26 protein-coding genes are annotated in these 25,316 nt (G+C 64.9%); 8 read left to right on the top strand and 18 right to left on the bottom strand.

Features of this window, described 5'->3' with window-relative positions; translation table 11 throughout:
• The first annotated feature begins 90 nt into the window (after positions 1-90).
• Positions 91-2,055, top strand: coding sequence for a hydantoinase/oxoprolinase family protein (locus IM760_RS13080; RefSeq protein WP_204430021.1), 1,965 nt, complete (start codon positions 91-93; stop codon positions 2,053-2,055).
• A 23-nt stretch (positions 2,056-2,078) separates the two neighbouring features.
• Complete coding sequence (locus IM760_RS13075) at positions 2,079-3,281, top strand: DesA family fatty acid desaturase (protein ID WP_204430019.1); 1,203 nt, start codon at positions 2,079-2,081, stop codon at positions 3,279-3,281.
• Between the two features lie 21 nt (positions 3,282-3,302).
• Here the strand turns inward: IM760_RS13075 and IM760_RS13070 are convergent, their stop codons facing one another.
• The 15 genes from IM760_RS13070 to radC form a co-directional block, all read right to left on the bottom strand.
• A complete protein-coding gene (locus IM760_RS13070) occupies positions 3,303-5,168 on the bottom strand; it encodes a Tad domain-containing protein (RefSeq protein ID WP_204430017.1) in 1,866 nt (621 codons plus the stop codon).
• A gap of 50 nt (positions 5,169-5,218) precedes the next feature.
• A complete protein-coding gene (locus IM760_RS13065) occupies positions 5,219-6,946 on the bottom strand; it encodes a pilus assembly protein TadG-related protein (protein WP_204430015.1) in 1,728 nt (575 codons plus the stop codon).
• Position 6,947: 1 nt separating this feature from the next.
• The gene (locus IM760_RS13060) at positions 6,948-7,220 is read right to left on the bottom strand and encodes a hypothetical protein (protein WP_204430013.1); all 273 of its coding nucleotides are present in this window, start codon (positions 7,218-7,220) and stop codon (positions 6,948-6,950) included.
• Positions 7,217-7,891 (bottom strand): tetratricopeptide repeat protein, encoded by a 675-nt coding sequence (locus IM760_RS13055; RefSeq protein WP_204430011.1) that lies wholly within the window; start codon positions 7,889-7,891, stop codon positions 7,217-7,219. The genes IM760_RS13060 and IM760_RS13055 overlap by 4 nt, the downstream gene beginning before the upstream one ends.
• 21 nt (positions 7,892-7,912) lie before the next feature.
• A complete protein-coding gene (locus tag IM760_RS13050) occupies positions 7,913-8,620 on the bottom strand; it encodes a type II secretion system F family protein (RefSeq protein ID WP_239549820.1) in 708 nt (235 codons plus the stop codon).
• A gap of 154 nt (positions 8,621-8,774) precedes the next feature.
• The gene (locus tag IM760_RS13045; protein WP_204430007.1) at positions 8,775-9,692 is read right to left on the bottom strand and encodes a type II secretion system F family protein; all 918 of its coding nucleotides are present in this window, start codon (positions 9,690-9,692) and stop codon (positions 8,775-8,777) included.
• The gene (locus IM760_RS13040; protein WP_204430000.1) at positions 9,685-10,851 is read right to left on the bottom strand and encodes an ATPase, T2SS/T4P/T4SS family; all 1,167 of its coding nucleotides are present in this window, start codon (positions 10,849-10,851) and stop codon (positions 9,685-9,687) included. Before IM760_RS13040 ends, IM760_RS13045 begins: the two co-directional genes overlap by 8 nt.
• A 3-nt stretch (positions 10,852-10,854) precedes the next feature.
• The gene (locus IM760_RS13035) at positions 10,855-12,042 is read right to left on the bottom strand and encodes a CpaE/TadZ family protein (RefSeq protein ID WP_204429998.1); all 1,188 of its coding nucleotides are present in this window, start codon (positions 12,040-12,042) and stop codon (positions 10,855-10,857) included.
• A gap of 2 nt (positions 12,043-12,044) precedes the next feature.
• A complete protein-coding gene (locus IM760_RS13030) occupies positions 12,045-13,205 on the bottom strand; it encodes a type II and III secretion system protein family protein (RefSeq protein WP_204429996.1) in 1,161 nt (386 codons plus the stop codon).
• The gene (gene cpaB / locus IM760_RS13025; protein WP_204429994.1) at positions 13,195-14,115 is read right to left on the bottom strand and encodes a Flp pilus assembly protein CpaB; all 921 of its coding nucleotides are present in this window, start codon (positions 14,113-14,115) and stop codon (positions 13,195-13,197) included. The genes IM760_RS13030 and cpaB overlap by 11 nt, the downstream gene beginning before the upstream one ends.
• Positions 14,116-14,161: 46 nt before the next feature.
• On the bottom strand, positions 14,162-14,617 hold the full coding sequence (locus IM760_RS13020; RefSeq protein ID WP_275579296.1) for a TadE/TadG family type IV pilus assembly protein: 456 nt from the start codon (positions 14,615-14,617) through the stop codon (positions 14,162-14,164).
• 31 nt (positions 14,618-14,648) lie between these two features.
• Positions 14,649-14,903 carry a hypothetical protein gene (locus IM760_RS13015; RefSeq protein WP_204429990.1) on the bottom strand — a complete coding sequence of 85 codons (255 nt, stop codon included), beginning with the start codon at positions 14,901-14,903 and terminating at the stop codon, positions 14,649-14,651.
• 446 nt (positions 14,904-15,349) lie between these two features.
• Positions 15,350-15,520 (bottom strand): 50S ribosomal protein L33, encoded by a 171-nt coding sequence (gene rpmG, locus IM760_RS13010; RefSeq protein ID WP_204429988.1) that lies wholly within the window; start codon positions 15,518-15,520, stop codon positions 15,350-15,352.
• 13 nt (positions 15,521-15,533) lie between these two features.
• Entirely contained in the window at positions 15,534-15,767 is a 234-nt protein-coding gene (gene rpmB, locus IM760_RS13005; RefSeq protein WP_138773779.1) for a 50S ribosomal protein L28, read from the bottom strand.
• Between the two features lie 99 nt (positions 15,768-15,866).
• Positions 15,867-16,544, bottom strand: a complete 678-nt coding sequence (gene radC / locus IM760_RS13000; RefSeq protein WP_204429986.1) for a RadC family protein — start codon at positions 16,542-16,544, stop codon at positions 15,867-15,869.
• 247 nt (positions 16,545-16,791) lie between these two features.
• Here radC and coaBC point away from each other — a divergent pair, with 247 nt between their 5' ends.
• The 5 genes from coaBC to slmA all read left to right on the top strand — a co-directional run bounded on the left by coaBC (position 16,792) and on the right by slmA (position 22,151).
• Positions 16,792-17,988, top strand: a complete 1,197-nt coding sequence (gene coaBC, locus IM760_RS12995; RefSeq protein WP_204429984.1) for a bifunctional phosphopantothenoylcysteine decarboxylase/phosphopantothenate--cysteine ligase CoaBC — start codon at positions 16,792-16,794, stop codon at positions 17,986-17,988.
• Positions 17,989-18,105: 117 nt separating this feature from the next.
• Positions 18,106-18,558 carry a dUTP diphosphatase gene (gene dut, locus IM760_RS12990; RefSeq protein ID WP_204429983.1) on the top strand — a complete coding sequence of 151 codons (453 nt, stop codon included), beginning with the start codon at positions 18,106-18,108 and terminating at the stop codon, positions 18,556-18,558.
• Between the two features lie 84 nt (positions 18,559-18,642).
• Complete coding sequence (locus IM760_RS12985) at positions 18,643-20,532, top strand: phosphohexomutase domain-containing protein (protein ID WP_204429981.1); 1,890 nt, start codon at positions 18,643-18,645, stop codon at positions 20,530-20,532.
• Positions 20,533-20,553: 21 nt separating this feature from the next.
• Positions 20,554-21,453, top strand: coding sequence for an acetylglutamate kinase (gene argB / locus IM760_RS12980; protein ID WP_204429980.1), 900 nt, complete (start codon positions 20,554-20,556; stop codon positions 21,451-21,453).
• A gap of 110 nt (positions 21,454-21,563) precedes the next feature.
• Complete coding sequence (slmA, locus tag IM760_RS12975) at positions 21,564-22,151, top strand: nucleoid occlusion factor SlmA (protein WP_204429979.1); 588 nt, start codon at positions 21,564-21,566, stop codon at positions 22,149-22,151.
• A 35-nt stretch (positions 22,152-22,186) separates the two neighbouring features.
• On the opposite strand, the gene IM760_RS12970 is transcribed toward slmA, so the two are convergent.
• The 3 genes from IM760_RS12970 to rph are packed head-to-tail and all read right to left on the bottom strand — an operon-like array spanning position 22,187 to position 24,218.
• Positions 22,187-22,834 carry a hypothetical protein gene (locus tag IM760_RS12970; protein WP_204429977.1) on the bottom strand — a complete coding sequence of 216 codons (648 nt, stop codon included), beginning with the start codon at positions 22,832-22,834 and terminating at the stop codon, positions 22,187-22,189.
• The gene (gene pyrE, locus IM760_RS12965) at positions 22,831-23,481 is read right to left on the bottom strand and encodes an orotate phosphoribosyltransferase (RefSeq protein ID WP_204429976.1); all 651 of its coding nucleotides are present in this window, start codon (positions 23,479-23,481) and stop codon (positions 22,831-22,833) included. The genes IM760_RS12970 and pyrE overlap by 4 nt, the downstream gene beginning before the upstream one ends.
• Positions 23,482-23,498: 17 nt before the next feature.
• Positions 23,499-24,218: a ribonuclease PH gene (gene rph / locus IM760_RS12960; protein ID WP_204429975.1), complete on the bottom strand. Its 720-nt coding sequence runs from the start codon at positions 24,216-24,218 to the stop codon at positions 23,499-23,501.
• A gap of 196 nt (positions 24,219-24,414) precedes the next feature.
• On the opposite strand from rph, the gene IM760_RS12955 reads away from it, so the two are divergent.
• Positions 24,415-25,278 carry a YicC/YloC family endoribonuclease gene (locus IM760_RS12955; protein ID WP_204429974.1) on the top strand — a complete coding sequence of 288 codons (864 nt, stop codon included), beginning with the start codon at positions 24,415-24,417 and terminating at the stop codon, positions 25,276-25,278.
• Positions 25,279-25,316: the final 38 nt, after the last annotated feature.

Raw genomic sequence — 25,316 nt, 5'->3', positions numbered from 1 at the left:
AAGGCATCCGGGGTCGCGGGCGAGTGCATGCACCCGCCGGGCACATTAGTATGAGTGCGCATTGTAGTGGACACGGAACACGGAGACACCATGGCGTACTGGTTGGGCGTGGACACCGGCGGCACCTTCACGGATTTCGTGCTGCTGGGGGAGGGCGAGCCACGCATTCACAAGGTGCTGTCCACGCCGTCCGCGCCGGAGGACGCGATCCTGCGGGGCATCCGGGAGCTGGGCCTGGAGGCCGCCCTGGCCACCGGCGAGCTGATCATCGTGCACGGCACCACCGTGGCCACCAACGCGGCCCTGGAAGGCAAGGGCGCGCGCACCGTGCTGGTCACCAACCGGGGCCTGGAGGACGTGCCCCTGATCGGCCGTCAGAACCGCCCGGAGCTGTACAACCTGACGCCGGCGGCACCCCGCACCGCCCTCCACGACACCCCGACGGAGGGCGTGGACGCCCGCCTGGGCGCCGGCGGCGAGACCGTGACGCCGCTGGAGGAAGCCCATATTCAGGACCTTGTGGCGCGAGTGAGCGCCCACAAACCCGAATCCGTGGCGGTCAGCCTGCTGTTCTCCTACCTCAACGACGAGCACGAAACCCGCCTGGGCCGGGCCCTGGAGGCCGCCGGCTTTCCCGTCAGCTTGTCCAGCCAGGTGCTGCCCACCCGGGGCGAGTACGAGCGCGGCCTGGCCACCTGGCTGAACGCCTGGCTGGCGCCCCGCCTGCGGCATTATCTGAACCGGCTGTCCGAGCACACCCGACCGGCGCCCCTGGCCATCATGCAGTCCCACGGCGGCACCGTGGCCGCCGACCAGGCCGCCGACCGCGCCGTGAATCTGCTGCTCTCCGGCCCCGCCGGCGGCCTCAACGCCGCGCGGCGGCTGGCCCGGGACCTGGGCCGGGACCATCTGATGACCTTCGACATGGGCGGCACCTCCACCGACGTGGCGCTGCTGGACGGCGACGTGCGCCTGACCCGGGACGGGCGCATCGGCCCCTACCCGGTGGCGGTGCCGATGGTGGACATGCACACCATCGGCGCCGGCGGCGGCTCCCTGGCGCGGGTGGACGACGCCGGCCTGTTGCACGTGGGGCCGCAATCCGCCGGCGCCGACCCGGGCCCGGCCTGCTACGGGCGCGGCGGCCAGGCGCCCACCGTCACCGACGCCAATCTGGTGCTGGGACGGCTGCAACCGGAATTCGCCCTGGGCGGCAGCCTGCAACTGGACGTGAACGCCGCCCGCGCGGCGGTGGCGCGGCTGGCGGCGCCGTTGGGGCTGGACCCGGACGCGGCGGCCCGGGGCATTATCGACCTGGCCAACGAGCACATGAGCCAGGCCCTGCGGGTGATTTCCATCCAGAAGGGCTTCGATCCGGCGGATTTCACCCTGGTCAGCTTCGGCGGCGCCGGCGGGCTGCACGTCTGCGCCCTGGCGGAGAACCTGGGCATGGCGCGGGCAGTGGTGCCGGTGCGCGCCGGGGTGCTGTCCGCCGAGGGGCTGGTGTACGCGCCGCGTAAACGGGAGCTGATCCAGGCCCTGCCGGCGGAGGCCGGCGCGGACACCGTGGACGCCCTGGCCCGGGCCCTGGACCGGCGCGGCCGCGCCGAACTGGCCGCCGAAGGCGTGGCCGAAACGGACATCGAGACCACCGTGAGCCTGGATCTGTGCTACCAGGGCCAGTCCTCCACCCTGGCGCTGGCCTGGGAAGGCGACCCGGCGGCCTGCGAGGTTGCTTTCCATGCCCTCCACGAGCAGCGCTATGGCCACCGGCTCGTCCTGCCGGTGCGGCGCGTCAACGTGCGCGTGCGCTGCCAGGCGACCGCCCGCTCCCCGGCCCCGGCGGCCCTGGCCGGCGGCGCCGGCGCGCCGGCCTGGCACGCCCGCCTGCCGGAACTGTCGGCACCGGTGCCGGTCTACCGTAGAGAGGATCTGGCGCCGGATCAGCAGCTCGACGGCCCGGCCCTGATCTTCGAGCCGGTCGGTACGGTTTATCTGGCACCGGGCTGGCAGGCTCGGGTACACTCCCTGGGTCATCTGCTGATGACCCGCTAGTCACCACAACGATACGCATCCCCATGAACGACGTACTTAACTTCCTTTCCGGCGGCCTGCTCTCGCCCGGCCCCTGGACCCTGGTGCTGATCACCCTGGCGCTGACCCACGTAACCATCGTCAGCGTGACCGTGTACCTGCACCGCTATTCCGCCCACCGCGCTCTGGACCTGCATCCGGCCCTGAAGCACTTCTTCCGGTTCTGGCTGTGGATGACCACCGGCATGGGCACCCGCGCCTGGACCGCTATCCACCGCAAGCACCACGCTCGCTGCGACGGCGAGGAAGACCCGCACAGCCCGCAGGTCCTGGGCCTGCGCAAGGTGCTGCGGGAAGGCGCCGAGCTCTACCAGGCGGAAGCCGTCAACCAGGAAACCCTGGACAAATACGGCGGCGGCTGTCCGGACGACTGGCTCGAACGCAACCTCTACCAGAAGTACAGCGTGCTCGGCATCACCCTCATGGGGCTGATCAATGTGGCCCTGTTCGGCGTAGCCGGCATCACCGTCTGGGCCGTGCAGATGATGTGGATTCCGATCACCGCCGCCGGCATCATCAACGGCATCGGCCACTACTGGGGCTACCGCAACTTCGAATGCAGCGACGCCTCCCGCAACGTGCTGCCCTGGGGCATCCTGATCGGCGGCGAGGAGCTGCACAACAACCACCACACCTACCCGAACTCCGCCAAGCTCTCCGTGCGGCGCTTCGAGTTCGACCTGGGCTGGGCCTGGATCCGCACCTTCGAGGTGCTGCGGCTGGCCAAGGTGAAAAAGGTGGCGCCCAAGCCGGTGGTCGCCCGCGACAAGCACACCGTGGACCTGGACACCCTGCGCGCCCTGGTGCAGCACCGCTTCCAGGTGATGGCTCACTACCGCCGCGAAGTGATCAAACCCGTGTTCGAGCAGGAAAAGGCCCGCGCCTGCGACGCCACCCGTGGCCTCTACAACCGCGCCGCCGCCCTGCTGCACCGCGACCAGCGCTTCTTCAAGGTGCGCCACACCAAGCGGCTGAGCACGCTCACCGAACACAACGCCACCCTGGCCACCATCTACGATTATCGCCTGCGCCTGCAGGAAATCTGGAGCCAGACCAGCCACAGCTCGGCGGAAATGCTCGACTCCCTGGCGCAATGGTGCCGCGACGCGGAAGCCTCCGGCATCCACGCCCTGCAGGATTTCGTGCGCACGCTGAAAGGCTACCGGGTCACCCCGGCCCGCGCCTGATCCGAAAGCGGCCCGGTCGGCTCAACAGCCGTCCGGGCCGCAGTATTCGAGTAGCTCCACGGCCGGCTGATCCGCGGCGATAACATGCACTTGAGCCGTAGCCAGATCGACGCCCAGCGTTTGCAGCAAAGGCCCGATCAGGTATTGCGAGAGGGGTTCCAGCACGCCGTTGATGGCCGGACGCAGAACATCCAGCGTGAAATTCAGGGCATCCCCCAAAGGCAAGCAAGCCAGGCTGGCGTGAGTAACCTCGATGCCTTCCAGTAGCCCATTAACGCTGCTGGCCAGCACGTCACCGGTGTCGCCACGCACTTCCTTGGTCTGCGCGTCAAACTGATTCAGAGGCAAGTCGTCGAAATACAAAGGCGTGCTCACCACTGACCGACCGGTAACCGGCGAGGAATCGATCTGCACATCCAGCAGACCGCGACCACAGGCCTCAATCGGCGGGTAACAACAGTCCCCGTAATCCTCCCCCAACAACCCGCTGTACTTATAATTCCAATTCACTCCTTCCCTCTCCACCGGGCAGGCCCAGTCAGCAATCGCGGGAAAGCAAATATCATCCGGTGGTTCCTCGGCACCGAGCAGCAATACTTCAATACCATTGTAACCGTCGCCCTTCATGGTACTCAGGGTCAGCGCACTGCGTTCCACCTCAAAATCGAAGCCCACCTCGTTTTGAGTTCCCGCCGCACAACGGGCGCCGACCAGCTTGGCGCGAGTGGCTCCCGTGGAAAGCTCAATGGGTACGCGTAGCCGCAATGGCGTAAATGCCGCGCCTCCCAAATCCAACAGGATATCCAATCGCAACCGGATATCGGCCCCCGTGACCGTACCCATCCACTCAAGACCGTCCTCACCCTCCATCATACGGGCCGGCGCCACCACCGGCTTCGGGGTGTTGTCGATCTCCAGGGCCAGTTCCAGCTTGATGTTCTCATCCAACCCCAGCGCACCGGTGAGTCCATCAAGATTCAACTCAATCACGCCATTTAAAGGCGGCTGTTGGGCAAGATTGAAGATCAGCGACGACACCACCTCCAGCAACGGCACCCTTGCACCGGAGTCCACGGCACTCTCACCGAGCACACCCACCACATCCTGCAATTTCACATTGGTATCGATACCGGGCGTGGCGATAATGTCATCCAGTAACCCCGCCGCATCGTAGGCCAGCCCATCCACCGCCTTGAGCGCACCGACGACGACATAGGCAGGCACCTCCGACCCGAGCACCTCATCCAGCCCCAAATGGGTCTCTTCCGCAATATAGCCAACGATATCCTCGAGATCCCCCACCGTTGCCGCCAACTGTTCGAGAGACAGCGCACGCAAGTTCAGCTGATTATCACCAAGAACATACTGGAAGATGGGCTCTAGCAGCGGCGAACCCGCGGTGGATAACTGAGCCGTAAAAGATTCCGTATAGAAGGTCGCGTAGACCTCCTTGCGCGCCGCGGCATCCGCGGTCAAGTTGACGGTGCCGAAGACGCTTTCGGGCAAAAGCCGGCTGATCGGCTCTTGCCTCTCGATATGCACCGACACGCCGTTCGTAAGCAGATAATTATCTTCCGGCTTGAAGGAGAGGACTTTCGCCCCATCTGCTTCCACGACCCCGGTCCGCACCGCCATGCTGGAGGCCGCTTCATCGAAGCCCTGCGCTTTGGCCGCAACGGTTGCCGCATTGACCATCGCCGCCTGCCCCGCTCCACCACAAGCTTGCACACCACCGGCCGCCGCCGTGGCGGCGGCATTCGCCTGACTCTGCAGTTCCTTCTGTAGCGACATCAATCGGGCGCCATCCAGCGCCATCACCCCCAGCATTACGATCAACACCATCAAAAGCGGCGTGACCACCATCAAGGCGCCCTTCTGCCTGCGCATAACTTCTCTCTTGAATAAATGAAGCTTGTTGTTACCCGACGACCACACGACTAGAGTTCAGCCCTCAGCTCCACAATGGCGACATTCTCGATCAGTTGAATATTCTGCTGATTCGCGTTCGAAACCATTACGGACATACTGCCCAAACCCAGGCCAAGAGTTTCCAGGAGCGGGTTGATCAAAGCCGTGGCGAGCAGAGAAACCACACCATCCAAAAGACCCGTGAGACCGTTAAGAAGAGGATTGAGAAGCCAACCCAACGGCAACTCAAGAAGTTTGGTATCGCTGACATCGATATCCAAATCCAGGCCGGAGAGGCCCTGCCCGTAATCCTCGAATGCTACCTCGGCGCAACCCTTATCATCACAATACAAAGGATATTCCGGATCCAGGATTACATTCTCGCTGACCCCCGGCACTTCCCCTTCAATCTCCGCTTCCACGGAAAGAACGGACAGCAACGGCAACAAGTTCAGCAGCTCAATCTCCACCGGCTCCGTGACCGCCGCCCCGGTGGCCGGATCAATCCGGCCAGAAGCGATACGTGCGACTGATCGGTTGAGTTGTATCCCCATAAAAACATCGTTATCGGTTCCCCGTGCGCACAGGGCGGAGGTAAAGGCGCCGTTACCGCCACCGGCATTTACCGCCAGAGGTAAACTGATGTCCGCAACGCCCACGGAGACACCAGGGAGTGAAAGTACATTGACCGTGGCATCCACAAGAAGAGTAATGTCAGGCGCGTAGAAACGCGTACGCCAGTCACCATCCAATCCCCGTCGTGCCGGCCCTATGGCCACGGTTGAGGGCTCTCCAACATGCAAACCCACCACCGCGCTGATGTCCGCCACGGCGGGCAAACTAAGATCCACATTCACAGGCAAAGCCAGAATGCCATCGGGCCCGGCCTGTTGCTGTTCCGCCAAATTCAGAACCAAGCTGATGACTACATCATAAAGTGGAAACTCACTGCTCTCCGGGACGGAGGAACCTCCCACCACGCTGATGATGTCGGAAACCTGAATTGCCTCAATACCGCTAGCACTAGCGAGGTCATCCAGGACATTGGCCACCGGTGCTGTTATACCACCTACCTCCCGCAAAGCATTAGCCAGATCTTCGCCACCAAGCGGAAGAATGTCGGTCACCTTATCAACCTGCAGGACCTGAAGCAGGTTGCCAAGTTTAACCGTCGTACTTCGAAGACTACTTAAGCTGGTGGGATCAAGGGTATAACCCGGCTGCCCCAACACAGCGCCCAGCAACCCACCCAACAAGCCCCCGTCAATCCCCGCCGTGCCTCCAGACGCACTGATCGTGGCAATCACTTCCTTTCTGGCGGCAGCGTTCACATCAATTGTCACCGCGCCCAACAGCTCCCTGGGCAGCAATGCCGATATGGGCTCTTCTCTTTGATATCTCACCATTACCGCGTTCGTTTGCTCGATCAAGGCCGTCTCATGGAATGCCAGTGTTCCACTGTCTTCGCCATCCTTGATCAAGCCCGCGGTAATCAAAAGGTCGTCGTCGGCGCCGTCGTAGCCCTGAGCCCTGGCGGCGATCAGCGCACGCTGACGGATTCCTGCGGCAGTGATGGAACTGCCACCACAACTTTTCGCCGAATCCGCGGCTGCAAGCGCCGCCGCGTTGACCTGGCTTTGCATTTCCTGGCGCAAGGAATAAAGGCGCGCTCCGTCCATAGCCATCGTCGCCAGGATAACAATCAGGACGATGAGCAGAGGGGTCGCGAAAGCCAGAACTCCTCGCTGTCGGCGCATACTATTCCTCGTCGCGGGTCTGTATACCAAAACTTTCCGGAATCGGGGTCCGAAAGCTTTCCGCCAGACGCTTCTGACTATCCACATATAACGGCGCAGCGATCTCACTGCTTTCAGAGGAAATTGATGATCGCTGTTGGTCAAGCGCCTTTTCAGTATCAGTTCGGGGAGTTTCGGCCACCACCACACCCGCTATCCCATACTCTGGCGAAGAGGGACCATTTGCCAGCGCCGCAATCGGGATCATCAAAATCATGCAGATTAATATTTTCATTGCACGCTCCTGAACGTCGCGGCAAGGCGCTCGGCGTAGGCCCGCTCCTCACCATTGAAATCGTACTCCTGGGTCATCCATTGAAGACCCGCCCAGTTTTCAGTCAACAGATAAGCCACCGCAAGGTTCTGCCGAACCGGCCCCTGCCCATCGCCCAGTTCCATAGACGTTCGTAACTCATACGAAGCATCCTGGTAGCGACCTACCATCAAGAGAACGTATCCATAGTCATTTCGAACCTGCGCTGAGGCAGGTGTTAATTCTCGTGCTTTTTCAAGGTGTTTCAGCGCCTCCATCACGTCGTCTTTTTTTAGCAGCACCATCCCAAGACCATGATGGCCTTGGCCGCTTTCGCATTGAGCTACAAGGCCTCGAAAAATACGTTCCGCCTCATCAAGACGACCGGTGGATGCCTGAAGCTGACCGTAGCGCACCCAATGATCCACGGTCGACATTTTGCGCGCTTCAAGTTGTGCAAGCGCCGCATGGTTGTGTTCTCGCGCCATGAGTGTGTCAACGCGATCCAACTGAACCTGCTCCTCGGGCTGTATTTTCCCATTGCAGGTGAGTTCCGCCGGCGCACCGTTCACCCGTTCCCCGGAGGCCGGCGGATGATAAGCGCAACCGGTCGCGAGCAACGCCGCCGTTATTCCAAAAATGATAGCTCGCATCCCTTCACTCCCTTCTATCGTTTATTTCGCCAACGCGTCGGCAATAGAGATGACCGCCGGGCCGCCGATCAATATAAACAACGCCGGCAACATAAACGTCATCATTATGACGGTCATCTTGGCCCCAATGCTGTTTGTCTCTTCCCGGATACGGTTTCTTTCAGTGGTTTGAGCCTCAGTGATAATCTGATCGAGACTTTCGGATACGCCGGAACCAAGCTGGCTGCTCTGCTTCATAAGCACAACATAGCTTCTCAGGACTGGTATCCTTCGATTCTCTCCAAGTTCCTCCAAGGCTTTGGTACGCTCCGCTCCTGATTCCATCATTCGATTGAATCGATCCAATCTGGCGGACAGCATCGGCAGCATCGGCCTCGCCTGCGTGGCGATAAGACGAAGAACCCGCTCAAGAGAGAGCCCCGCTTCCATCAGCATTCTCGTCATATGACAGAGCTCAACGGCTTCATGATTCTGGCGCTTTTCGGCATTCCTACCCATTGAGCGAATCGTCCGACGGGGCAACACAAAACCCGCCGCCGCCATCAACATTCCCCCCAAAGGCCCGAAGGCCAAGAACCCAAGCAATATAACGAAGACCGGGAGCATCCAGCAGAATATAAGATAAAGAATCTGGGCTTGCTCCCGTGACCGGCCGGTAGCAGCGAACGCTTCACGGATTTCTCTGAAATCTTCTTTGGCAAGCCCCGATTCGGTTAGTCGGTCAGCCATGCGCGTCAGCCAGAAGGAAGACCTCTCCTCCTCGCTTTCTCCGGGATGTTGCAGCCGCGTATGAATTCTAGCCTTCCGCGCCCAACGGGGGGACATAAACAAAGCAACCCAAATGGCCAGAATTGCGAGCAGTCCTGCGGCCAAAAACCATAGGCTAGTCACGGCCCACCCCCTGAATCATTCGCCAGATCAATACCACCCCCAAAGTCTGAAGGCCACCCGCGATAGCCAGCATCCAATTACCGGTAGAGGTATCCAGCAAGACTTCGGCGTAATTATCGTTCATCAAGATCATATAGGCGGCCAACCCCATGGGGAGTAGCGCGAAGGCGGCGGCGGTAAAGCGTATCTCGGCGGTCGCGGCCATGAATTCACGGCGTATCTCCTGCTGAGAACGCAGGGACTCCGAAACTTGCCTGAAGACCGGCTGGATGGAGGAGCCAAAGCGCGCCGCCGTACGCAAGGCAATTGAAATGAGAACCAATGATGGAACACGGTATAAAAGCGCGAAGTCTTCGAAAAGACCGGTGTAATCACGACCGGCTTCCACCGCGCTGCGCAATCGGAAATTCAGGGGCTCGAAAACCGGTGGTGCATCACGAAAGGCTTCTACCAAAGCGTTTTCCAGGGAACGCCCTGCGCTCATATATCGCAGCACCGAATCAATGATTGATGGCAGCTCTTCATAGATACGACGCCTCTGTTGTTGGAACCGGAAACGCCAATACATCCAAAGAGTCACAACCAGAAGCCCTGCCGTAATAAGAGCAACCAGGAAACCTTTAAGTGCAACAACGACGGACAGAAAGATCAGTATCAGAATACCAACTAGAACCAATTGCTGGCGTGGTATTCGAATATCGGCACGCAAAAGCACCTGCTCCAGGGCAGTGAGCTTCACCCGGGCAATAGCGTCATCGCTTATAGGGCCGGCGTCGACCATTCGGCGGCGCACGTTCTCCTTGAGCAGGCGCCGGGTGCGATAACGGAACCAAAGCCCCTGCACCGCCAGCACCAGCAGTGCCAGTACCGCCAGGGTTTGCGCGGCGCCGAGCAGAGCGAGGCTACTCATGATCCTGGCTCCGGTAGAGGTAATCCATGTGGTATGGCTCGGCGTCGGTGGGGCTCAGCGACACCACCTCGCTTACCATGCGTTTGCCGTCCGGGCGGCGTACCAACTGGATGATGATGTCGAGGGCGGAACCGATCAGCCGGCCAATGGCTTTTTCGCTGGCGTCGTAGCCGCTCACCGCCAGCAATGTCTCGATGCGCACCAGGGCATCGCGGGTGTTGTTGGCGTGGATGGTGCTCATCGAACCTTCGTGGCCGGTGTTCATGGCCTGCAGCAGTTCGATGATTTCCGCGGAGCGCACTTCGCCGAGAATGATCCGGTCCGGGCGCATCCGCAGTGCATTGACCACCAGCTCCCGGGGCGAGATGCGCCCCTTGCCCTCGGTGTTGGCAGGGCGGGTTTCCAGGCGCACCACATGGGGATGGTGCAGCACCAGTTCGGCGGAGTCCTCGATGGTCAGGATGCGCTCGGTGCGGGGAATGTATTGGCTGATCAGGTTGAGCATGGTGGTCTTACCCGTGCCGGTACCGCCACTGATAATGATGTTGCGGCGGGACTCCACGGCGCGGATCAGCACGTCCAGGCAGGCCTGGGTCATGGAACCGCCCTCGATCAATTGTCGGGCGGTCAGATGGTTGCCGGTGAACTTACGAATACTGATGGACGGCCCGTCCAGCGCCAACGGCGGAATGATGGCGTTGACCCGGGAGCCGTCCGGCAGCCGGGCATCCACCATGGGGCTCGCTTCGTCCAGGCGACGGCCGAGCGGCGCCAGCATGCGGCGGATCACGCGGATCACGTGTTCGTCGTTGATAAAACGCGTATGCGCTCTTTGAAGAATACCGGCCACCTCCACGAACACATGCTCGGGGCCGTTGACCAGAATGTCGTTGACGCGCTCGTCCATCAGCAGCGGCTCCAGCGGGCCGAAACCCACCACTTCAAAGAGAGTGTCCCGCGACAGCTGCTTCAGGTCCTGTGTCGACAGGGGCACCCGGTTTTGTGTTATGTACTGGCCGACCTGGTGGTTGACGAACTCCGCCAGCACATCCCGTTCGGCGCGGCCCACCTCGATGCCTTCCTCGTCGAGGCGCTCCACCACCCAGCGGTGCGCGCGCTCCTTCAACTGCTGATATTCCTGGTCGATACGGCCCGGCACGGCTTATCTCCCCAGGACGCGAGTGAGCAGGCCCTGCCCTCGCGACGTGTCCGCGTCACCGTCCATGATGTTGAGCAGCCCGCCAAGATGGCGGCTGTAGGCGCAGCGCGGCGCCTGTTCGAGTATCGGCCGGCCGGAGTTCACCGCCATCAGGCGGTGGCGCCAGTCCATCGGCAGGGTGGCGAACACCGGCGCGCGCACGGTCTCGCTGATCTCGTCCTTGCCCGGCGGTACGGCGCTGTCGTAGCCGTCCACCACCAGGCCCAATTCGCTGCCCTTGCCGAGATGGGAGCGCCAGTCGTGAACCAGGGTGCGGGCGGCGTGCACGTGGTCCACCAGCGGCTGCATGCCCACCAGCAGGTGCCTGGCATGCACGCCCAGGGCGCGAACCCAGTAACGGCTTTGCATGACGCCCACATTGACCACCACATGGTCGAACATCTGCATCAGGCGATTCAGAGCGATAAACAGATCGGCGCTGCGGTCACCGACGGGCTCGCCGACCGCGCCGCCACCGGACAGCAGCCGCAGACCCGGCCGGTATTCCTCCAGGGCGGTTTCGATCAGGGTCTCGTCCAGGGTTTCCGGGCTGGCCAGCAGATTTTCCAGGGTGAACTCGTTGCCGGCCTCCAGGTAGAACACACCCCGCTCCCGGGGCTGGGTATCGATGGCCAGGCAGCGCCACTGCGGATGCCGGCGGTTCATGCCGATGGCCAGGTTCTGGGTCAGGAAGCGGGTGTCCACGGTGGCGTCGGCGCCGGCCACCAGGGTCAGGTTGTTCACCGAGGAACGGGCCTCGTCGCCGTAGTGGCCGGTGCGTACCAGCTGATGCCGGCGCAGACGATCACGGATCTCGGCGGCGTCGTTGCCCGCCAGAAAACAGTCCCGGGCGCCGGCGCGCATGCTTTGCAGCAGCAGCTCCTGATTGGCGTAGCCGCACACGGTGATCACGGTGACCCAGGGGCGGGCGCTGGTCAGCGCGGTGATGATCGCCAGGGACTGATCCAGATCGCTTTCGCTCACCTCCACCAGCACCAGGTGGGCGGTGGTGGCTTCCAGCAGGCGCAATACCCGGGTCACGTCGGAGCGGCTTACAAACTCCACGCGGAAGGGGTCGTCCACCGCCCGCTCCAGCCAGCTCTTGATGCCCGGATCGTCGATCACGGAGAGAACAATATCGTTATCGCTCATGGCTACCAGCTCACTCCGTGGCGAATGGGTTGCGAGCCGCGTCGCGGTTCCGTGGCCATGTCCAGCCAGCCGGTGCTGCTCTCGTGGTAGGCGCCGCCGGGCAGAGTGACCGGCGGCCGGCCGGCTTTGCGCGGCGTCACCAGGTGGGGGGTAACCACCATCACCAGTTCCTTGTCGTCCCGGGAGATCCGGCTGGAGCGAAAAAACGCCCCCAGCACCGGCAGGTTGCCCAGCCCGGGGACCCGGTCGCTGCTGTTGATGGTGCTGCGGCTGACCAGCCCGCTGATGATGAAGGTCTCCCCCGGCGCCAGGGACACGGTGGTCTCGGCGCGGCGCACGCGCAGCCCGGGCACCGCCACGCCACCGGTCTCCACGCCGGCGGAGAAGTCCAGTTCGCTGACCTCCGGCGCCACCTTGAGAATGATCTGTTCGCCACTGATCACGGTGGGCGTCAGGCTCAGGCCCACGCCGAACTCCTTGAATTCCACCTGCACGCCGTCGTTGTCGCTGCGGGTGGGCACCGGAAATTCGCCCCCGGACAGGAAGGAGGCGCTCTGGCCGCTCAGGCTGGTCAGCGAAGGTTCCGCCAGGGTGTAGGCGAAGCCGCCGCTTTCCAGAGCGTTGATGATGGTCAGGGAGTTGCCGCCGATGCCGAACAGGTTGAAACCGTCGCTGCTGATCGGCGCCTGGGCGCCGCTGGCGCCGGAGAAGCCGCGGAAGCCGGTACCCGGCGGCGCGATGCCCACCGCGGACTCGCCGCCGTTGAACAGGTTGGCGTAGTAGACACCCAGGCTGTTGAGCTCGGAACGGCTCACCTCCAGCACCCGGATGTCGGTCTGCACCTGGGTGCCGAACGGCAGGCTGCCGCCGAGGGTGGTGGCCACCGCCACGCTGCTGCGCAGGGGGGCCTCCCGGTTGCGCAGCCAGACGGTGAGTTCCGAGGTGCCTTCCGCCAGGGCGGTGAGCAGCACCTCCTGGTCGCCACTCACCGTCAGCCGGGCGACCTCCGGGTTGGAGGTGGCGATCTTGGTCACCGGGGCCGGGAAGGTCAGCACCTTCTGGTCGCCCGGCGCCAGGCGGGTGGAGCCGGTGAGGGGCTCGGCCTGCGCCGCCAGGCTGCAGAGCAGCGCCACGGCGGTGATCAGTACGCGGCTAGCGAACATAGGTGCTCCTTGTTTCCGCGCCCTCGAACACCTGGACCCGACGGCCCGGCGAGGCACGGCGCGCCGCCGGTGCCGCCGCCTTGGGCGTTTCGGGGAAGAAGTCGTCGAAGTAGAAGGGTTGCGCCGGAGCCGGCTCGTCACTGGCCGCCACCCGGGGCATCGCGGGCGCGGTGTCCGACGGTGGCGGGGTCATATCGGCGGTGCGCTGTTGTTCCTCCGCCTCCGGGGTCCCGGGCTGTTCGTCGCCGGCCACCACCGCCAGACGAACCTGACCCTGGGAGGAGGCCAGCATCAGCGCGGACACTTTTTCTTCCGGAACCGACAGCACCACGGTCTCGTTACGGCGGTTGTCGTCGCTCTGCTCGGCGCCGGAGAGCGCGCCTTTCACCGCCAGCACGGTGATTCCGCGCAGCATCACCAGCGCCACCGGGTTGTCCTTGTCGGAACGGCGGAAGGCGGTGACCACGTCCACCCGGTCGCCGGGCTGCAGCAGGCCACCGGCGCTGACCACATTGTCCACGGCGATGGCGATGGCGCGGTGCCCTTCGGGCAGGCTGGCGGGCAGGTTGCCGCCGGCGGCCAGATGCTGGGGCCCCAGCAGTTCGCCGGCGCGGGCGAAGCGCTTCACTTCCTTGCCGGCCACGGGCTGATCGGCGGCCAGCGCTTCCGGGATCGGCGTGGACGAAGACACCACGCCAAGCTTGTCCTCGGTCAGCGTCTCGCCCACCGGCACCGGCTGGCGGACCACCCAGTATTGATAGGTCGGCGCCTGCTCGCTGGCGGGCGGCCTCTCCGCCACTTCGCGCACGGCGTCGGCGTCCGGCTCGCGGCTCAGGCCGAACAGGGCCAGCACCAGGGCCAGCAGCGCCAACCCCAGGGCCGGCAGGGTGTACAGCAGTTTCGATCCCATGTCCCCTCCGAAAACGTCCCTGTCCATCGACAGCGTATCGGGGAGGTCAGAAGGCCGCGCGCGCCTCCGCGTTCAGGGTGGCCGGTACCGGGGGAAACGTGCCCAGCATGCCAAAACTCATTACCGGCACGATGGGATTTTCCGCATAGTTATAGGTCAGCTGGCAATGCAACATGGTCACGCCGCCAACGTCCTCCACCCCACAGGAAGCACCGTCCAGATCCATACTCGCCAGCGGCTCCGGCTGCTGCTGCAGCAGGGCGGTCAGCGCGTTCCGGGCACGGCCTTCAACCTCGGTTTCCAATTCATCGGCGCTATAGGCCGAACGGTCCACGTACAGGGCCGTGGCCACCGACCGGTCCACCACGTTCTGCAGCCGGTACTGGCTGAAGAACACGATGCCGTAGACGGCGGCGGCGTAGAGCATGGCCACCACGAAGGGGAAGAGCATCAGGAATTCCAATGCCACCGCCCCTCGCTGGCTCCTATGTCCGGGCAACATTGATGAAGCCGCGGCTCTCCCGGCCCACGTCTTAGGTCGTACCACCACCGCCGCCACCGTCGGTACCCGCAGCGTCTTTGAACAGGTTGTCGAACGCGTCTTTCACAGTAGTCTGAACAGTCGTGTTGGTACTCAAAATGCCGACGATAAAGATGATCGCCGCCGCCAGAACAATATACTCCAGCGCGCTGACCCCACGCTGCTTGTCGGCGCGGGTGGAGACACCGCCAAACAGTCGTACCGCCAGCTTCTGGAGACCGAAGTGAAGATGAGTGATCGATTTCATAGTGAGCTCTCCTTGGCACGTTCTTGTGCGATCAATGACGCTTCCCTTAGGGATACTAGGCATTTTGTGATGCTGATCACAACAGGATGAATTTGCATAGATGTTTCACTCCCCCAATAAATCAACGAGTTACCTGTTATAACCGAACGATGACCGGTACCTCCAGAGCGACAACCGGTTGTCGGCCCTGTCCGAAATCGCCGGACAAAAGGCGCTAATGGCTCCCTCAACGGGAACTCACGTCGCACTTTAAATATGGTCAACTTGGGGGAAAACGGGAAGCGTCACTTTGTGACGTTATGAAATTTATTGTTTCTTTCGGGATGCGGGCCACAAAAGGCAGGGGCCCCGCTGAACGCAAGACACACGAAAAAACCCGCCGCGGGTCTCCCACGGCGGGTTTTTCAGATGCCCCTTGCCAGGCTGGCAGCGGGAAGCAGGAAGCGTTACTTGATCTTCGCTTCCTTGTAGATCACGTGCTTACGTGCCACCGGATCGAACTTCTTGGTCTCCATCTTCTCGGGATGCAGACGCTTGTTCTTGGTGGTGGTGTAAAAGTGACCAGTGCCCTCGGAGGACACCAGACGGATCTTTTCGCGAATCGGACCGGATGCCATCTGTCAGCTCTCCTTACAGTGCGCCACGGGCGCGGATATCGGCCAGTACGGTATCGATACCCTTCTTGTCGATGATGCGCATGCCCTTGGAGGACACCCGCAGGCGCACGAAGCGCTTTTCGCTTTCCACCCAGAACCGGTGGTAGTGGAGATTCGGCTCGAAGCGGCGCTTGGTCTTGATGTTGGAGTGGGACACATTGTGGCCCGTCACCGGCCGCTTGCCGGTCACCTGGCAAACCTTGGACATGATTCTTGCTCCCGTGAAACATACTTTGGGGCGGGGCAGCCCCGGAAAAGGCGCGTTTTATACCATCCCATTGGCCGTTGTTCAAGCAAAGAGTGGCGTTCAGACCCAACCGCGCCGGCTGAAGGACTCCCAATGGCCGTCGCCGATCACCAGATGATCCAGCACCCGCACGTCCACCAGATCCAGCGCCTTGCGCAGCCGGTCGGTGACGTCGCGGTCCGCCTGGCTGGGCTCGGCCACCCCGGACGGGTGGTTGTGCGCCACGATCACGCTGGCCGCGTTGTATTCCAGAGCCCGCCGCACCACCTCCCGGGGATAGACCGCGGCGCCATCAACGGTGCCGTAGAACATCTTCTCGAAGCCGATCACCCGATGTTTGTTGTCCAGGAACAACACCGCGAACACCTCCCGGGGCTCGCCGCGCAATTCCGCGGTGAGCAGCCGCGCCGCCGGCTCCGGATTGTCCAGGCTGAAGCCCCGCTTCAGCTCCGTGGCCAGATAGCGCTTGCCCAGTTCCAACGCACCCAGCACCAGCGCCCGCCGGTTCACCGAACGCATCCCCGGCAGTTGCGCCAGTCGCGCCGGCGGCAGATCCAGCAGGCCGCGCAGGCTGCCGGTACGCTTCAACAGGTCGCGGCCCACGTCCACCGCGGTACGGCCCCGGGAGCCGCTGCGCAGAAAGATCGCCAGCAGTTCAGCGTCGCTCAGCGACGCCGCCCCCCGCTCCAGCAGCTTTTCCCTCGGCCGCTCTTCCTTGGGCCAATCACAGATCGCCATATTACCTCCCTTTCGCGGCACGCCCGCCGCTACCCTGATGCGGCCCGCCAACGCTGGTGCTACTCTATTGCCCTGTTTCTGAACGCCGCGGTCCTGTTTCTGAACGCCGCGGCCCTGGTTGCCGAACGCCGCGGCCCGTTTCCGACCGCCGCGGCACCCATTACACCAAAGCCGCCACCGCCACGGCAGACGACATCGGCTACCCACCGTGTAAGCCAAATCTTAAAATACTGTACGGAATGACAGCATGCAGCGACTGGTCAACAAGCGAATCCTCCTCGGCGTGACCGGCGGCATCGCCGCCTACAAGAGCGCCGACCTGGTGCGCCGCCTGCAGGACGCCGGCGCCGAAGTGCGCGTGGTCATGACCCAGGGCGCCTGCGAGTTCATCACGCCGCTCACCATGCAAGCCCTGTCCGGGCATCCGGTGCACACCGATCTGCTGGACCCCCGCGCCGAGGCGGCCATGGGCCATATCGAGCTGGCCCGCTGGGCGGATCTGGTACTGATCGCCCCGGCCTCCGCCAACTTCCTGGCGCGGCTGGCCTACGGCCACGGCAATGACCTGCTCAGCACCCTGTGTCTGGCCACCGGCGCCCCGGTGGCGGTGGCGCCGGCCATGAACCAGCAAATGTGGGCGGACCCGGCCACCCAGAAAAACCAGCTGATCCTGCAGGAAAAAGGCGTGCACATTTTCGGCCCCGGCAGCGGCGGCCAGGCCTGTGGCGAAGTGGGCCCGGGTCGCATGCAGGAGCCGGAGGAGATCATCCGCCAGGCGGCGGATGTGTTCGATTATGAACTGCTCACCGGCCGCCACGTGGTGATCACCGCCGGGCCCACCCGGGAGCCCATCGACCCGGTGCGCTACCTGACCAACAAGAGCTCCGGGAAGATGGGCTTCGCCCTGGCCGCCGCCGCCGCCGAGGCCGGCGCCCGGGTGACCCTGATCGCCGGACCGGTGGTGCTGGACACCCCCAACCGGGTGGAGCGCATTGACGTGGTGCGCGCCGAGGAGATGTACCAGGCCAGCCTGGACGCGGTGGAAAAAGGCTGCGACATCTTCATCGCCACCGCCGCCGTGGCCGACTACCGCCCCACCGTCACCGCGGATCACAAGATCAAGAAATCCACCGAGGAGATTCACCTGACCCTGGTGAAGAACCCGGACATCATCGCCGCCGTGGCCGACCACGCCAACCGCCCCTTCACCGTGGGCTTCGCCGCCGAGACCCAGGACGTGATCGAGTACGCCCAGGGCAAGCTGAAGAACAAGAACCTGGACATGATCGCCACCAACGACGTGTCCGGCAGCGACGTGGGCTTCAACAGCGACAACAACGCCCTCACCGTGATCTGGCCCAATGGCCACAAGGTGCTGCCGCTGGCGTCCAAGGCGCAGATCGCCAAGCAGCTGATCGAGCTGATCGCCATCCGCCACAGCTGAGGCCCCGCCACCACTCCCTTGGTCGACCTCTGCAAACCCGGGCACCCGGTGGTAAAGTAGCGGTTTAATGCGCCGGCGCCGCCGGCCCCGCCCTTTGAACCGGAGTGCCCCGACACCGTGGAACTGCAATACCGCCTGCTCGACCCGCGCCTGGGCCGGGATTTTCCGCTGCCCGAATACGCCACCACCGGTTCCGCCGGTCTCGACCTGCGCGCCATGGTGGACGCTCCGCTGACCCTGGCGCCCGGCGACACCACCCTGCTGCCCACCGGCCTGGCGATTCACATCGCCGACCCGGCTTACGCCGGGCTGATTCTGCCGCGCTCCGGGCTGGGCCATAAGCACGGCATCGTGCTGGGCAACCTGGTCGGCCTGATCGACTCCGACTACCAGGGTCAGCTGATGGTGTCCTGCTGGAATCGGGGACGGGACACCTTCACCGTGGAGCCCGGCGAGCGCATCGCCCAGCTGGTGGTGGTGCCGGTGATGCAGGTGGCCCTGCGTCGGGTGGACGCTTTTACCGACACCGAACGGGGCGAGGGCGGCTTCGGCCACAGCGGCCGGCAATAAGCGAGTACCGGGCGCTGGGGAGCGCCCATCGCGGCTTCAGCGGAACGCCGCCCGGCCGCGAAGAAACAAATAAAAGGGGGGAGCATGGCGCACAGCAAGAACCCGTTCAGCGGGCCGGCGCCGCTGCTGTTGGTCGCGGCGCTGTTGGTCGGTGCCGCCGCCGGGGGGCTGGACCATTATCTTCAGCTGCGGGCCCAGCAGCAGGCGGCCGACGCCGCCAGCGTCCAGGTAAAGGAGCGGGCGGCGTCGCTGGGCGGCCTGATCGCACGGGACCGGCGTCACCTGGACGAGCAGGCGCGCACCCCCCGGGCCCGTGATGCCCTCGCCGGCGACCGCCTGGTCGAGGACGGCCCGGACGACCAGGGCCGCCGCCTGCTGCTGGTGCCCACCGCCGCCGCCCTGGACCCGGGTCTTTCCTATGTGTTGCAGGACCTGCTGCGTCAGTTGGCGGAGCAGGGCGACACCACCCTGTCATCCCGGGGCGGCACCCAACCGGCCCTGCTGCTGGCCCGCGCCGGGCCCGGTGGCGCACTGATTCTGGAACACGCCCTGGACCGCTGGCTCGCCGACAGCGCCCGCCAACTCCCCGCCGGCGCCACCCTGACCCTGGAACAGGATGGCCTGACCGTGCTCCGGCACGGCGCCGATGCCGGCGAATCGGCCCCCCGCTCGCGCGCGCAAAGCGGCCCGTTCCGCCTGACCGTGGCGGTGCCCCCCGCGATGCCGGCCTGGGCCGCCCTGCTGCTGCCGGCGGGCGGCGTCGCCGCATTGATTCTGTTGGGCACGGCCCTGGCGCTGGTGCTGCGACGCCGCCGCGCGCCACCGCCGGCGGCGCCCGCCGGCAAACCCAGCGCCACGCCGACCACACCGACCAGGGCGAAACGGCCCGACCCGCCCCCGGCCAGCGTGCCGGCCCGGCCGGCTCCCCCGCCGGGCCCTGAGCTCGACGAAGACCTGTTCCGCGCCGACCATCTGGGCGGCCCGGGACTGGACGCCGAGGCCCTGCGCCACCTGGGCCGGGCCATCGGCACCGAGGCCGGGGCCGTGGGCCAGCCCGCGCTGTTTCTGGCCCGGGCACCGTACCACCCGGATGGGCCCGGCGATGCCCTCCTGTACGAGGCTCTGTACGAGGCCCTGGCGGCGGGCCTGCTGGCCAGCGGCCGGCCGATTCTGGACCTGGGCGTCGCCCCCCGCCCCGTGCTGTACTACGCCACCGAGGTGCTGGAGTCGCAGAGCGGCCTGTACCTGGGCGGCAACACCGACGGCCCCACCCTGGAAGTGCGGCTGGAAGGCGCCACCCTGACCGGCGACGCCCTCTCCGCCCTCGGCCAGCGCCTGCGCGAAGGCCGCCTGGACCAGGGCCACGGCGAACGGGAAACCCGCGACCCGGCGCCGCGCTATTGGCGCGACCTGGGCGACGACATCGTGCTGGCGCGCCCCATGAAGGTGGTGATCGAAGCGCCGGACCCGGGCGCCGAGGCGCTGTTCCAGGAACTGGGCTGCACGGTACAGCGGGCGGACGACGCCGGGCTGGCGGCGGCGGTGCCCGCGGCCGGCGCGGACCTGGGGCTGGCCTGGAACGCCGACGGCACCCGCCTGACGGTGGTGGCCGCGGACGGCACCACCGTGGACCCGCGCCGGGTACTATTGCTGCTGGCCCGGGATGTGCTGAGCCGGAATCCGGGCAGCGACGTGCTGTTCGACGTAGAATGCGGCGGTGCCCTCTCGACGCCGGTACGCCAATTGGGCGGCCGGCCGGTGATCGCGCCGGAGGCCGGCATCACGGCACTGAAGGCGCGGCTGCGGGAAAGCGGGGCACCGCTGGCCGGCGACGGCGACGGGCATATATGCTTCGCCGATCGCTGGTTCGGGTTCGACGACGGGTTCTATGCCGCCGCCCGGCTGCTGGAGATTCTGTCGTTGCAGAGCGGCGACAGTGCCCGGGCCTTCGCCGCCCTGGAACTGCCTTTTTGATTGGATGGTTGGAGTAACCACATGGACACCAAGAGCGCCCAGGAAACCGCCCGCGTTCTGATTGAAGCGCTGCCCTATATTCAGCGCTTCTCCGGCACCACCGTAGTGATCAAGTACGGCGGCAACGCCATGGAAAACGACGAGCTGAAAAACAGCTTCGCCCGCGACGTGGTGATGATGAAGCAGGTGGGCATCAATCCGGTGATCGTGCACGGCGGCGGCCCGCAGATCGGCGATCTGCTGGCCCGGCTCGGCAAGGAAAGCAAGTTCGTGCAGGGCATGCGCGTCACCGACCAGGAAACCATGGACGTGGTGCAGATGGTGCTGGGCGGCCTGGTCAACAAGGACATCGTCAACCTGATCCAGCACAACGGCGGGCAGGCGGTGGGCCTGACCGGCAAGGACGGCCGGCTGATCCGGGCCAGCAAGATGCTGCTCAAGAACCTGGACGCCGACAACCCGGAACTGAACACCTCCGAGATCATCGACATCGGCCATGTGGGCGAAGTACGCGGCATCGACACCAAGGTGCTGGACCTCCTCGGCGGTAGTGACTTCATCCCGGTGATCGCGCCCATCGGCGTGGACGACCAGGGCGTCAGCTACAACATCAACGCCGACCTGGTGGCCGGCAAGGTGGCCGAGGTCCTGCGCGCCGAAAAACTGATCCTGCTCACCAACGTGGCCGGGCTCAAGGACAAGGAAGGGCAGGTACTCACCGGCCTCACCGCCGAGCGGGTCAATGCCCTGATCAAGGACGGCACCATCCACGGCGGCATGCTGCCGAAGATCCGCTGTGCCCTGGAGGCGGTGGAGAACGGCGTGCGCACCTCGCACATTATCGACGGCCGCGTGGCCCACGCGGTGCTGCTGGAGATCCTGACCGACAAAGGCGTGGGGACGCTGATCAGCAAACATTGAATCGGGACACGACGGAATCGCGGCTGAAGCCGCTCCTACGAGGGCGCGAACCGTTTTGTAGGAGCGGCTTCAGCCGCGATTGCCACCCGGGGGGAAAAGGGAAGCACCGCATGACCGAGAACAAACCATCCAGAAAGGAGCAAATCCTGCAGGCCCTGGCACACATGCTGGAGGCCGAGCCCGGCGGGCGCATCACCACCGCCGGGCTGGCGCGGGAAGTGGGGGTATCGGAAGCCGCCCTGTATCGGCATTTTCCCAGCAAGGCGAAGATGTTCGAGGGATTGATCGACTTCATCGAGGACGCGATCTTCTCGCGCATCAACCGCATCACCGGCGAAGGCCACGCGCTGATGCAGGTGGAGCAGATCCTGACCCTGATCCTGGGCTTCACCGAGCGCAATCCGGGCATCACCCGGCTGCTCACCGGCGACGCCCTGACCGGCGAGAACGAGCGGCTGCACCGCCGCATCCAGCAGTTCTACGACCGGGTGGAGAGCCAGATCAAACAGGTGGTGCGCGACGCCGAGTTCAAGGAAGACAAACGCACCCGGGCCACGCCCACGGTGACCGCCAACCTGCTGATGGCGGTGGTGGAAGGGCGCATCGCCCAGTTCGTGCGGTCCGGCTTTCGCATTCGCCCGGGCCAGGACTGGCCGGAGCAATGGGCGCTGCTGGCGCCCACCGTGTTCCGGGAATAACCCCGTTTTTCCGCGGGAGCGGCCGAACGGCGTTCCTACGGAGTGGGGGATGAGCGGCCGCCGGCTTCCAACTGGCGCAGCCGCTCGATGATCGGCTCGTACTGGGCGCGCACCGCCTCGATGTCCTGGTGGTGGGCGGCCATCTCCTCGCGGGTGTCGGCGATCTGGCGATTGTAGCGCTCGATGGCCTCGCGGGTGCCGTCCGGCACATCGCGGCCGGCCCGTTCCGCCCGCGCCGCGTTACGGATTTCCTCGTCGCGCTTGTTTTCCAGCTGCACCAGGGTGTTGCGGGCGTAGCCGATTTTCAGCTCCAGGGCATCCACCTGCCGCTCGCGGGCGCGCACCGCGTCCTCCGGGCCGGCGTACAGACGCCGCAATTCCTCGTCCTGCCGGGCCTGGCGCTCCGCCTGTTGCCGCTGCGCCAACTCCTGACGCCGGCGCGCCTGTGCCTCCGGCGGCGCCGGCGCCACCTCCTTGAGCACCCGACCGTTGTGGTCGAGCACCTGGTAACCGGCGAAGATCGCCTGCTGGCTGAGGGTGGCGCTGATGGCGATGTTGCCGTCCGGGGTGGTGTGGCGGTACATCACCGTGCCGGCCTCCGGGTCCGGACGGGCCGGCGCCGCCGGCGACAGGGCCGGCCACCACAGCACCGGCAGCAGCCACAGCACCGCCGCCCGTTTCACGCGCCGGCCACTCCGTATTCGTCCCGGTAGGCCTGCATGGCCGCCCGGTCCGCCTCGCGGTCGGCCTGCTCCTCCAGCCAGCCGATGATGTCGGTCATGCTGACGATGCTGCGCACCGGCACGCCCAGGGTGTCCTGCACCTCCTGGATGGCGGACAGCTCGCCGCGCCCGCGCTCCTGGCGGTCCACCGCCACGAACACCCCGGCGATGCTGGCCTCGGTCTTCTCGAACAGGCCCGCCACCTCGCGGATGGCGGTGCCGGCGGTGATCACGTCGTCGATCACCAGGGCCCGGCCCCGCAGGGGCGCGCCCACCAGCCAGCCGCCCTCGCCATGGTCCTTGGCCTCCTTGCGGTTAAAGGCCCAGGGCAGGTCCCGGCCATGGTGTTCCGCCAGCGCCACGGACACCGCCGCCACCAGCGGGATGCCCTTGTAGGCGGGGCCGAACAGCATGTCGAATTCGATGCCGGACTCGACGATGGCGTCGGCGTAGTAGCGGCCCAGGCGCGCCAGCGCCTCGCCGGTGTAGAAAGTGCCGGCATTGAAGAAGTAGGGGCTGATGCGCCCCGACTTGAGCGTGAACTCACCGAACTTCAGTGCCTGACGCTCCTCGGCGAAGCGCAGAAAGTGCTTCTTGTAGTTCTTCATGGGTGTCTCCCCCCGGCTCACCAGCCGAGCACGGCCTGTTGCTTCTGAACGATCTCGGCGATGCCCTTCTCGGCCAGCCCCAGCAGGGTATCGGACTGCTGCCGGGTGAACGGCTCATCGCCCTCGGCGGTGCCCTGGATTTCCACGAAACCGCCATGCTGGGTCATCACCACGTTCATGTCCGTGTCGGCGTTGGAATCTTCATCATAATCCAGATCCAGCACCGGCTCGCCCTTGTACAGGCCCACCGACACGGAGGCGATCAGCCCGTTGAGCGGGTCTTCCTTGATGCGTTTGCGCTCCAGCAGCGTGGTGAAGGCATCCACCAGCGCCACGCAGGCCCCGGAAATGGCCGCCGTGCGGGTGCCGCCGTCGGCCTGCAGCACGTCGCAATCCAGGAAAATGGTGTTCTCGCCCAGCTTCTTGAGATCCACCGCCGCGCGCAGCGAACGGCCGATCAGGCGCTGAATCTCCAGGGTGCGCCCGCCCTGCTTGCCGCGCGCCGCCTCCCGGCCGGACCGGGTGTGGGTGGCCCGGGGCAACATGCCGTACTCGGCGGTGATCCAGCCCTGACCCTTGCCTTTCAGGAAGCGCGGCACACCGTCCTCCACGGACGCGGTGCACAGCACCTTGGTGTTACCGAAGGTCACCAGCACCGAACCTTCGGCGTGCATGGTGAAATCGCGCACGAAGGACACTTCGCGCATCTGGTCAGGCTGTCGGCCGGAAGGGCGCATGAAAACTCCTTGATGGATGAAAAGACCACCATTGTAGCGAACCCCCGCCACCCTGTGCGAGGCGCCACCGCCGGCGCGCCGGCCGGGCCACCGTGACGGGCCATGTCAGCGACGGTGTGAACCGGTACACTGTCGGGCTCAGCCGACCTCCATTGCACCCGACCCACCCATCCGCAACCAGACCACGGGGAACCCCATGATCCGTAGCATGACCGCCTTTGCCCGCGCCGACCGCCACCTCCAGGGCGCCGAACTGGCCTGGGAACTCCGCTCGGTGAACCACCGCTACCTGGAACTGATGCCACGGCTGCCCGACGCCCTGCGCGGCCTGGAGAACGCCACCCGGGAACGCTGCCGCCAGCGCCTCGGCCGCGGCAAGGTCGATATCACCCTGCGCTACCAGCCCGACGCCACCGACGCCGAGCTGGAACTCAACGAGCCCCTGGTCAAGCGCCTCTCCGAGGCCGCCCGCCGGGTCGGCGACCTGGTGCTGCACGCCGGTCAGGTGAACCCCCTGGAAGTGCTGCAGTTCCCCGGCGTGCTCAGCGCCCGCCAGATCGACGGCGACGCCCTGGAGGCCGCCGCCCTGGAACTGCTCGACCAGGCCCTGGACGCCCTGCTGGAAACCCGCGAACGGGAAGGCGAACAACTGGGCAAGATGATCCTCGACCGCCTGGACCGGGTGGAACAGGAAGTGGAGCGGGTCCGTCAGGCGCTGCCGGCGATCCGTGACGCCCTGCGCGAGCGCCTCAAACAGCGCGTCCAGGACGCGGTGGACAGCCCCGACCCGGACCGCCTGGAACAGGAACTGGTGCTGGCCGCCCAGAAGATGGATGTGGACGAGGAACTGGACCGCCTGGTGACCCACGTGGCCGAGGTGCGCCGGGTGGTCACCAAGGGCGGCCCGGTGGGCCGGCGCCTGGACTTCCTGATGCAGGAACTGAACCGGGAAGCCAACACCCTGGCCTCCAAATCCGTGGACGCGGAAACCACCGCCGCCGCGGTGGAACTGAAGGTGCTGATCGAGCAGATGCGCGAGCAGGTGCAGAACATTGAATGATGTTCTTGGGTGTTCGACGTTGTTCTTGATTGCATTAT

The sequence above is a fragment of the Alloalcanivorax marinus genome (genome assembly GCF_016906305.1).
GTDB classification, from domain to species: Bacteria; Pseudomonadota; Gammaproteobacteria; order Pseudomonadales; family Alcanivoracaceae; genus Alloalcanivorax; species Alloalcanivorax marinus.
The sequence above is the reverse complement of the archived record's forward strand: the minus strand, read 5'-3'. Positions and strand labels throughout refer to the sequence as shown.

Coding starts and splice junctions, on each gene's coding strand:
- IM760_RS13080 (WP_204430021.1), top strand. CDS start 91: ATGGCGTACTGGTTGGGCGTGGACACCGGCGGCACCTTCACGGATTTC.
- IM760_RS13075 (WP_204430019.1), top strand. CDS start 2,079: ATGAACGACGTACTTAACTTCCTTTCCGGCGGCCTGCTCTCGCCCGGC.
- IM760_RS13070 (WP_204430017.1), bottom strand. CDS start 5,168: ATGCGCAGGCAGAAGGGCGCCTTGATGGTGGTCACGCCGCTTTTGATG.
- IM760_RS13065 (WP_204430015.1), bottom strand. CDS start 6,946: ATGCGCCGACAGCGAGGAGTTCTGGCTTTCGCGACCCCTCTGCTCATC.
- IM760_RS13060 (WP_204430013.1), bottom strand. CDS start 7,220: ATGAAAATATTAATCTGCATGATTTTGATGATCCCGATTGCGGCGCTG.
- IM760_RS13055 (WP_204430011.1), bottom strand. CDS start 7,891: ATGCGAGCTATCATTTTTGGAATAACGGCGGCGTTGCTCGCGACCGGT.
- IM760_RS13050 (WP_239549820.1), bottom strand. CDS start 8,620: ATGGCTGACCGACTAACCGAATCGGGGCTTGCCAAAGAAGATTTCAGA.
- IM760_RS13045 (WP_204430007.1), bottom strand. CDS start 9,692: ATGAGTAGCCTCGCTCTGCTCGGCGCCGCGCAAACCCTGGCGGTACTG.
- IM760_RS13035 (WP_204429998.1), bottom strand. CDS start 12,042: ATGAGCGATAACGATATTGTTCTCTCCGTGATCGACGATCCGGGCATC.
- IM760_RS13030 (WP_204429996.1), bottom strand. CDS start 13,205: ATGTTCGCTAGCCGCGTACTGATCACCGCCGTGGCGCTGCTCTGCAGC.
- cpaB (WP_204429994.1), bottom strand. CDS start 14,115: ATGGGATCGAAACTGCTGTACACCCTGCCGGCCCTGGGGTTGGCGCTG.
- IM760_RS13020 (WP_275579296.1), bottom strand. CDS start 14,617: ATGTTGCCCGGACATAGGAGCCAGCGAGGGGCGGTGGCATTGGAATTC.
- IM760_RS13015 (WP_204429990.1), bottom strand. CDS start 14,903: ATGAAATCGATCACTCATCTTCACTTCGGTCTCCAGAAGCTGGCGGTA.
- rpmG (WP_204429988.1), bottom strand. CDS start 15,520: ATGGCATCCGGTCCGATTCGCGAAAAGATCCGTCTGGTGTCCTCCGAG.
- rpmB (WP_138773779.1), bottom strand. CDS start 15,767: ATGTCCAAGGTTTGCCAGGTGACCGGCAAGCGGCCGGTGACGGGCCAC.
- radC (WP_204429986.1), bottom strand. CDS start 16,544: ATGGCGATCTGTGATTGGCCCAAGGAAGAGCGGCCGAGGGAAAAGCTG.
- coaBC (WP_204429984.1), top strand. CDS start 16,792: ATGCAGCGACTGGTCAACAAGCGAATCCTCCTCGGCGTGACCGGCGGC.
- IM760_RS12985 (WP_204429981.1), top strand. CDS start 18,643: ATGGCGCACAGCAAGAACCCGTTCAGCGGGCCGGCGCCGCTGCTGTTG.
- argB (WP_204429980.1), top strand. CDS start 20,554: ATGGACACCAAGAGCGCCCAGGAAACCGCCCGCGTTCTGATTGAAGCG.
- slmA (WP_204429979.1), top strand. CDS start 21,564: ATGACCGAGAACAAACCATCCAGAAAGGAGCAAATCCTGCAGGCCCTG.
- pyrE (WP_204429976.1), bottom strand. CDS start 23,481: ATGAAGAACTACAAGAAGCACTTTCTGCGCTTCGCCGAGGAGCGTCAG.
- rph (WP_204429975.1), bottom strand. CDS start 24,218: ATGCGCCCTTCCGGCCGACAGCCTGACCAGATGCGCGAAGTGTCCTTC.
- IM760_RS12955 (WP_204429974.1), top strand. CDS start 24,415: ATGATCCGTAGCATGACCGCCTTTGCCCGCGCCGACCGCCACCTCCAG.